The following is a 6,622-nucleotide window of genomic DNA, read 5'->3' on the forward strand; positions in this document are numbered from 1 at the left end:
CTTCCTATCAAGGAATTATGATAAACGTCTACCTCTAAATACTTCATACAATAAAATACCCGTAGCCACACTCGCATTTAAACTTTGAACATGCCCTACCATTGGAATAGTTAATAATGCATCTGCACTTTCTTTCACTAAGCGTGACACACCTTTTCCCTCATTTCCAATAACCAACGCTAACGCACCTTTTACTTGCCACGACGTATAAGACTGGCCGCTCATATCTGTTGCAAAAATCCAAACCCCACGTTGTTTCAGATGCTCAATCGTTTGATGTAAATTCGTTACACGCACAACTGGTACATGCTCAATAGCACCCGTAGATGTTTTCGCCACTGTAGATGTTAAACCGACTGCTCGACGTTTTGGAATAATAATGCCATGAACACCTACCGCATCTGCTGTTCTCATAATCGACCCTAAATTATGCGGATCTTCTATGCCATCTAAAATAAGAAAAAAAGGATCTTCTTGTTTGTCTTCTGCTTTCTTAAACAAATCCTCTAATGTGGCATAATCATACGCTGCAACGGCTGCGATAACGCCTTGATGCACACCACCTTGAGATATAGTATCTAATTTCGTTTTAGGCACCGTTTGTATCTGTATCCCTTTTTGTTTTGCTAAAGATATTATGTCAGAAATTTTATCGCCAGACAATGTTTCTTGAATAAACAAACGATTCACATCACGATTTCCTTTTAACAACTCAATAATTGGTATGCGACCCATAACAAAATCGTCTAAATCCGGCATCACATGCTGTTCATTCGGTTTTTTTATTGTTTGAACGTGTTTTTTGTCATTATAACGCTCTTTTCGTCTATTTAACGGTTGCTTTTTCATCTTCTTCTCCTATTGTTCTTACACACCAATTTAAAAGGGTATTTAAACGCTCTTCTTCTTTACAAATATGTAAATAACCCATGACCGCCTCAAAACCCGTAGCAATACGATACGTCATAATATCCGTATTTTTAGCACTCGTATGACTTTTCGTATTTCGTCCTCGCTTATAAATATCTATTTCTTTTTCTGTTAAAAATGCCTCTATCGATAACATGCGCATCATCAAAAACGCTTGTGCCTTAGCTGATACATATCGCGTTGCAGCTCTATGTAAATGATTTGGCTTTGTTAATCCTGTAGTTAATAAATAATCTCTAATAAATACTTCATAGACAGCATCTCCTATATATGCCAACGTCAGCCCATTCAAATGTTCAAAATTTTCCATTGATTCTCCTTTTATGACGAATATATTCATTGATAGTATACCACACATCATAAAACTTTATGAAAATGAATATATTCGTAATAAAAAAGAGGGTGAACAGAGCTTTTAAGCTACCCATTCACCACTTCATTTAGCTATATCCATTAAAGTCTATACAACTATGATAATCTATCTAATAAATACGAAACTTCATACAACACGCCTAAACGTAACACACGCTCATCAATATCAAATTTTTCATGATGATGTCCGTATGCCGTACGTTCATCACTTTGAGAACCTAGTAACGCATATACTCCCGGTACATGTACCAAATAGTCCGCAAAATCATCGGCACCCATACTTTTTCCATAATCAACTACTACACGTTCGATACCCTCAACACGTTGACCAACTTCTGCTGCACATTGCGCCATTTGCTCATCATTGATAACAGGTGCTGCCGCATCATACCAATCAATTTCCACATCACAACGATGTGTTGTTGCAATCCCTTTAACAATACGTGTCACCGCTTCTTGTAAGTGAGCTCTTGTTTCATGACTAAAAGCACGAATAGTTCCCTCTAATATTGCCTCATTTGCAACAATATTATATCTTGAACCTGAATGGAATTTACCAATACCAACAACAGCATTATCTGTTGGAGCTACCTCACGTGCCACAATTGTTTGTAATGCCACAACCACTTCACTTCCTGTTACAAGAGCATCTCGGCCTAGCTGTGGTAACCCAACATGTGAACTACGCCCCGTAATACGAATTTTAAAAATATCACACGAAGCATTAACAGCACCGCCTCGAACATTTAATTGTCCCACAGGTAATCCAGAGTTGACATGGATTGCAAAGGCCTCCTCAACATCAGCAACTTTCCCATGTTTGATAAATTGTTTCGCACCCGCTCCAATTTCTTCAGCAGGTTGAAAGGCAATTTTAACAGTTCCTGAAAAAGTCTGTTTTAACTCATTCAACACAATGGCTGTTCCTAGTCCCATTGTCGTATGCGCATCATGCCCACAAGCATGGCTTAATCCCTCACGCTTGGAAGCATACACCGCACCCGTTTTTTCTTCAATTTCTAAAGCATCAATATCTGCACGTAATAAAATCGTTTTTCCATTTCCTTTTTCCCCTTTCACAATCGCCAAAACACCTGTTTCATCGACTGTTTCATAAGGAATATTATGCTTATCTAATACCTCTTGAATAAATTTACTCGTTTCATATTCTTTCAAACTTGGTTCTGGGTACTGATGAAAATGTCGTCTTAACTCAATTAAATACGGTTCTAACGCCTCTACACGTTGCTGTAATGTCATATTTACGCCTTCTTTCTAAAACACAAAGAGCCGAGATGACATCTCAGCTACCTTGTCTGTCATTATTTTAATGTTGCTTTTTCCCAAACTGGAATACTTGCACCTTTTGTAGATTCTTCAATGATTTTAGCTGTTTCTTTTGTTTGATAGTATTTAATAATCGTTTTGAAAATCTCTTCATTTTCACGACCTTCTTTAACAGCAATAACATTGTAGTATGGTTGAGAAGAATCTGTTACTTCTTCTAAAAATTTTGCTTCTGTTTTTGGATCTAAACCTGCTTCAACCGCATAGCCTGAATTGATAACAGAAATTGCCACTTCATCTAAAGCACGATATGTTTGACCTGCTGGTAATTCTATAATATCAATATTTTTAGGATTTTCAACAATATTATCTTTTGTCACCAATGTATTTTTCACATCATCTAATTTAATTACACCAGCTGCGTGTAATAAACGTAAAGCACGAGAATTATTTGATGTATCATTTGGAATAGCGACTTTATCTCCGTCTTTTAATTCTGATAATGCAGATAATTTTTTAGAATATACACCCATTGGTGCAATCACTGTGTACGCAATTGGTTTCACATGCGTTCCTTTTTCTTTATTGAATTTTTCTAAATAAATAATCGTTTGGAATGCATTTAAATCTACACTACCATCTTCAACAGCTGTATTTGGTGTCACATAGTCTTCAAACTCTTTAATTTCTAATTCAATATTTTCTTTCTCTTTTAATTCTTTTTGTAAATAATCCCATTGTTCATGCTTTGTACCATTTACACCAACAACAACCTTTTTAGGCGCTTCTGTTGTTTTTGAACCTTCTTTCGTTGGCGTTGCTGACCCACATGCTGCTAATGTAATCAATGCTAAACCTGCTACAAAAATATTTTTTAATTTCATAATAAAATTCTCCTCTTCTTTATCTATTTATATATTATTTTGCTTCATTCCAAATAGGAATACTTGCACCCTTTGTAGATTCTTCTAAAACTTTTGCGACTGCATCTGTTTGATAATATTTCACAATAGTTTTTAACACAGCATCATCTTTATTTTTCTCATGTGCCGCAATAAAATTATAATACGGTTTTGATTTCTCCGTTACTTTTTCCAAGAAAATAGCATCTTGTTTTGGTGATTTGCCTGCATCAATCGCTACATCTCCATTAGCAATAGCTACCGCTGCATCATCTAATGAACGAATCGTTTGTGCTGCCGTTACCTCTTTAATATTTAAATTCAATTTATTTTCAGTAATATCTGAAATAGCTGGCAATACACCTTTTGATGCGTCAACTTTAATTAAACCTGCTTCTTGAAGTAAAAGCAATGCACGTCCTCCATTTGAAGCCCCATCTGGAATAATTACCGTATCATTTTCTTTTAATTCAGATACATTTTTGATTTTATTTGAATAAATACCAAGTGGTTGTAATAGTGTCCAACCGATCGGTACAATATGTGTTTTATGTTCTTTATTAAATGTTTCTAAATAACCAACGGTTTGGAAAGCGTTGATATCAACACTACCTTCTTCCAAAGCTGTATTTGGTGTCACATAATCTGTAAATTTCACCAATTCCAACTCAATATTTTCTTTTTCTTTCAATTCTTTTTTCAAATAATCCCAATCTTCATTTTTTTCGCCGTATAACCCAACTTTAACCACTTTTGGTTGAGAATTTGCTTCGGATTTTTCTGAAGATTGTGTTGCACTATTTGTTCCCGTACCACAAGCTCCTAATGTAAAAAGAGCTAATGTACTAATCGCTAATTTTTTCAATGACATATTCATATCCTCCCTTATATTTTTTATTTTGTTGCTCGTCTTTCTAAAAACGATCCAATTGCTTGACTAATAAATACAATGATTAAAATAATGAGTGTGGCAACAATCATCACATCTCCTTGGAAACGATTGTATCCTCTTGAAATTGCTAGGTTTCCTAAACCACCCGCTCCAAAAGCACCTGCCATCGTTGTTAATCCGATTAAACTAATAATCGTTAATGAAGAAGCTCGAATTAAACTAGGTAGACCTTCTTTTAAATAAACTCTAAAAATAATATCAACAGGTGTACATCCCATGGCAACAGACGCCTCAATCACACCATAATCAACTTCTAATAAAGCCAACTCAACTTGTCGTGCAAAAAACGGAATGGTTGCTACTGTTAATGGAACAATCGCACCCGCAATACCGATACTTGTACCAACCAATAATCGTGTAAATGGAATAATTAACATGGATAAAATTAAAAACGGAATCGAACGAAATACATTGACTAATTTATCCAAAAGATAATACAAAGTTTTATTTTCTAAAATACCTTGACGTCTTGTCACAACAAGAGAAACACCCAACGCAATCCCTAAAACAAAAGCAATACCTCCTGAAATTAACGTCATTAAAATCGTTTCACTCGTACTTTTAATAATCTCCTGAAACACACGCTCATCAATATTTGGAAATACTGGTCTTAAATCCATTATACTTGCCCTCCTTTTCTTAAATCTTGTAAAATATCAGCTTTTGCACCACTCTCTTGAATATACTCTAGTGCATTCGTTACATTTTCATGTAACCCAGACAGCGCAACAAGTAATGTTCCAACCGCTGTTTCTTGAACCACTTCCACATTCCCAAATAAAATATTCGCTGAAACTTGATAATGTGTCGATAACTTCGTAATCAAAGGCTCTCCTGTCGATGTCCCAACAAATGAAATCTTCACTAACACATCTCCGTCATTTAAATTTAATAAATGTTGATGACTTAGTACCGTTTCAATACCTTTATTGATATGTGTCGCCGTATCAATAAAATCTTTCGTCAAATCATTCTTCGGATTTGTAAAAATATCTAAAACCGTTCCTTTTTCAATGACACGCCCATTTTCCATAATGGCAACTTTATTACAAATCTCTTTTACCACCTGCATCTCATGTGTGATAATCACAATCGTTATACCCAATTTTTGATTCACTTCTTTTAATAATTCCAAAATAGAATACGTCGTTTTTGGGTCTAGCGCACTCGTTGCCTCATCACACAACAACACATCCGGATCATTCGCCAACGCTCTAGCAATGGCAACTCTTTGCTTTTGTCCACCAGATAACTGACGTGGATAAGATGCCGACTTATCTAAAAGCCCAACTAATTGTAATAATCCATCTACTTTTTCTTTAATTTCTGTTTTGGATAAATTTGATTTTTTCAGTGGAAATGCCACATTATCAAATACAGAAAGATTATTCATTAAATTAAAATGTTGAAAAATCATTCCTATTTTTTTACGTGCCTCACGCAATCCACTAGGACTTAGCTCCGTTAAATCGACACCGGATACCGTTACCTTTCCCGTTGTTAATTTTTGCAACAAATTGATTGTACGAACCAATGTACTCTTACCAGCACCACTATATCCAATAATGCCGTAAATATCACCATCTTCAATCGTTAAATTCACATTATCCACAGCAACAATCTCTTTACTTCCTTGATGAAACGTTACCCCTACATCCTTTAAAACAATCATGTCAATCTCCTTTCAAAACAAAAAACTCGTCCTTTTACTAGTCTTGCTAGTAAAAGGACGAGCGTTATATCATTATAATCTCGTGTTACCACCTTTATTCGCTTATATATCACTATATAAGCCTCACCCAGTACGATATACACACGTATATTTATACTGTGTCACTGTAACGGGTGCATCCGTGTTACCTTAATCATTCGGGTAACCCACTCAGTAGCCATTTTCAAACAAATACTTGTACTTACTTTCACCACACGTAAGCTCTCTAAAACAATTTTTTGATTTACTTTCTACTTCATTGTGTTTCGATACGTTGACTATACAAGAAACTTAATCATCTGTCAACACTTTTTTTATTTTTATTTAATATTCTTAAACTTGCCGAGTTGTAAAATAAAGTGCAAAAGCAAAATAGTGTTATAAAAACAAAAAAAGACAGATAATTAACTTACTAAGATTCACCACAAAATTAGAAAGGTCATTATCATGTCTAAAACAAATTATAAC

7 protein-coding genes and 1 other annotated feature are annotated in these 6,622 nt (G+C 35.0%); all 7 genes read right to left on the reverse strand.

The annotated features are described in order from the left end of the window. Window positions 1–15: 15 nt before the first annotated feature. On the reverse strand, window positions 16–759 hold the full coding sequence (gene rlmB / locus GMA06_RS06150) for a 23S rRNA (guanosine(2251)-2'-O)-methyltransferase RlmB (RefSeq protein ID WP_163545911.1): 744 nt from the start codon (window positions 757–759) through the stop codon (window positions 16–18). A 67-nt stretch (window positions 760–826) separates the two neighbouring features. Then, window positions 827–1,240 (reverse strand): Mini-ribonuclease 3, encoded by a 414-nt coding sequence (locus GMA06_RS06155; protein WP_163545898.1) that lies wholly within the window; start codon window positions 1,238–1,240, stop codon window positions 827–829. Between the two features lie 158 nt (window positions 1,241–1,398). Further along, window positions 1,399–2,562, reverse strand: a complete 1,164-nt coding sequence (locus GMA06_RS06160) for an amidohydrolase (RefSeq protein WP_163562044.1) — start codon at window positions 2,560–2,562, stop codon at window positions 1,399–1,401. A 62-nt stretch (window positions 2,563–2,624) separates the two neighbouring features. Next, the gene (locus GMA06_RS06165) at window positions 2,625–3,473 is read right to left on the reverse strand and encodes a MetQ/NlpA family ABC transporter substrate-binding protein (RefSeq protein ID WP_163562045.1); all 849 of its coding nucleotides are present in this window, start codon (window positions 3,471–3,473) and stop codon (window positions 2,625–2,627) included. Window positions 3,474–3,507: 34 nt separating this feature from the next. Further along, complete coding sequence (locus tag GMA06_RS06170) at window positions 3,508–4,362, reverse strand: MetQ/NlpA family ABC transporter substrate-binding protein (protein WP_163562046.1); 855 nt, start codon at window positions 4,360–4,362, stop codon at window positions 3,508–3,510. Window positions 4,363–4,385: 23 nt separating this feature from the next. Beyond that, window positions 4,386–5,063, reverse strand: a complete 678-nt coding sequence (locus tag GMA06_RS06175; RefSeq protein WP_163545894.1) for a methionine ABC transporter permease — start codon at window positions 5,061–5,063, stop codon at window positions 4,386–4,388. After that, entirely contained in the window at window positions 5,063–6,115 is a 1,053-nt protein-coding gene (locus GMA06_RS06180; RefSeq protein WP_163562047.1) for an ATP-binding cassette domain-containing protein, read from the reverse strand. The genes GMA06_RS06175 and GMA06_RS06180 overlap by 1 nt, the downstream gene beginning before the upstream one ends. Before the next feature lie 50 nt (window positions 6,116–6,165). After that, window positions 6,166–6,423: a binding site (T-box leader), on the reverse strand. Between the last annotated feature and the right edge of the window lie 199 nt (window positions 6,424–6,622).

It is taken from the genome of Granulicatella sp. zg-84, from assembly GCF_010892375.1.
GTDB lineage: Bacteria > Bacillota > Bacilli > Lactobacillales > Aerococcaceae > WM01.

Excerpts from the sequence above, each read along its gene's own strand:
- rlmB (WP_163545911.1), bottom strand. The coding sequence starts at position 759 with ATGCCGGATTTAGACGATTTTGTTATGGGTCGCATACCAATTATTGAG.
- GMA06_RS06155 (WP_163545898.1), bottom strand. The coding sequence starts at position 1,240 with ATGGAAAATTTTGAACATTTGAATGGGCTGACGTTGGCATATATAGGA.
- GMA06_RS06160 (WP_163562044.1), bottom strand. The coding sequence starts at position 2,562 with ATGACATTACAGCAACGTGTAGAGGCGTTAGAACCGTATTTAATTGAG.
- GMA06_RS06165 (WP_163562045.1), bottom strand. The coding sequence starts at position 3,473 with ATGAAATTAAAAAATATTTTTGTAGCAGGTTTAGCATTGATTACATTA.
- GMA06_RS06170 (WP_163562046.1), bottom strand. The coding sequence starts at position 4,362 with ATGTCATTGAAAAAATTAGCGATTAGTACATTAGCTCTTTTTACATTA.
- GMA06_RS06175 (WP_163545894.1), bottom strand. The coding sequence starts at position 5,063 with ATGGATTTAAGACCAGTATTTCCAAATATTGATGAGCGTGTGTTTCAG.
- GMA06_RS06180 (WP_163562047.1), bottom strand. The coding sequence starts at position 6,115 with ATGATTGTTTTAAAGGATGTAGGGGTAACGTTTCATCAAGGAAGTAAA.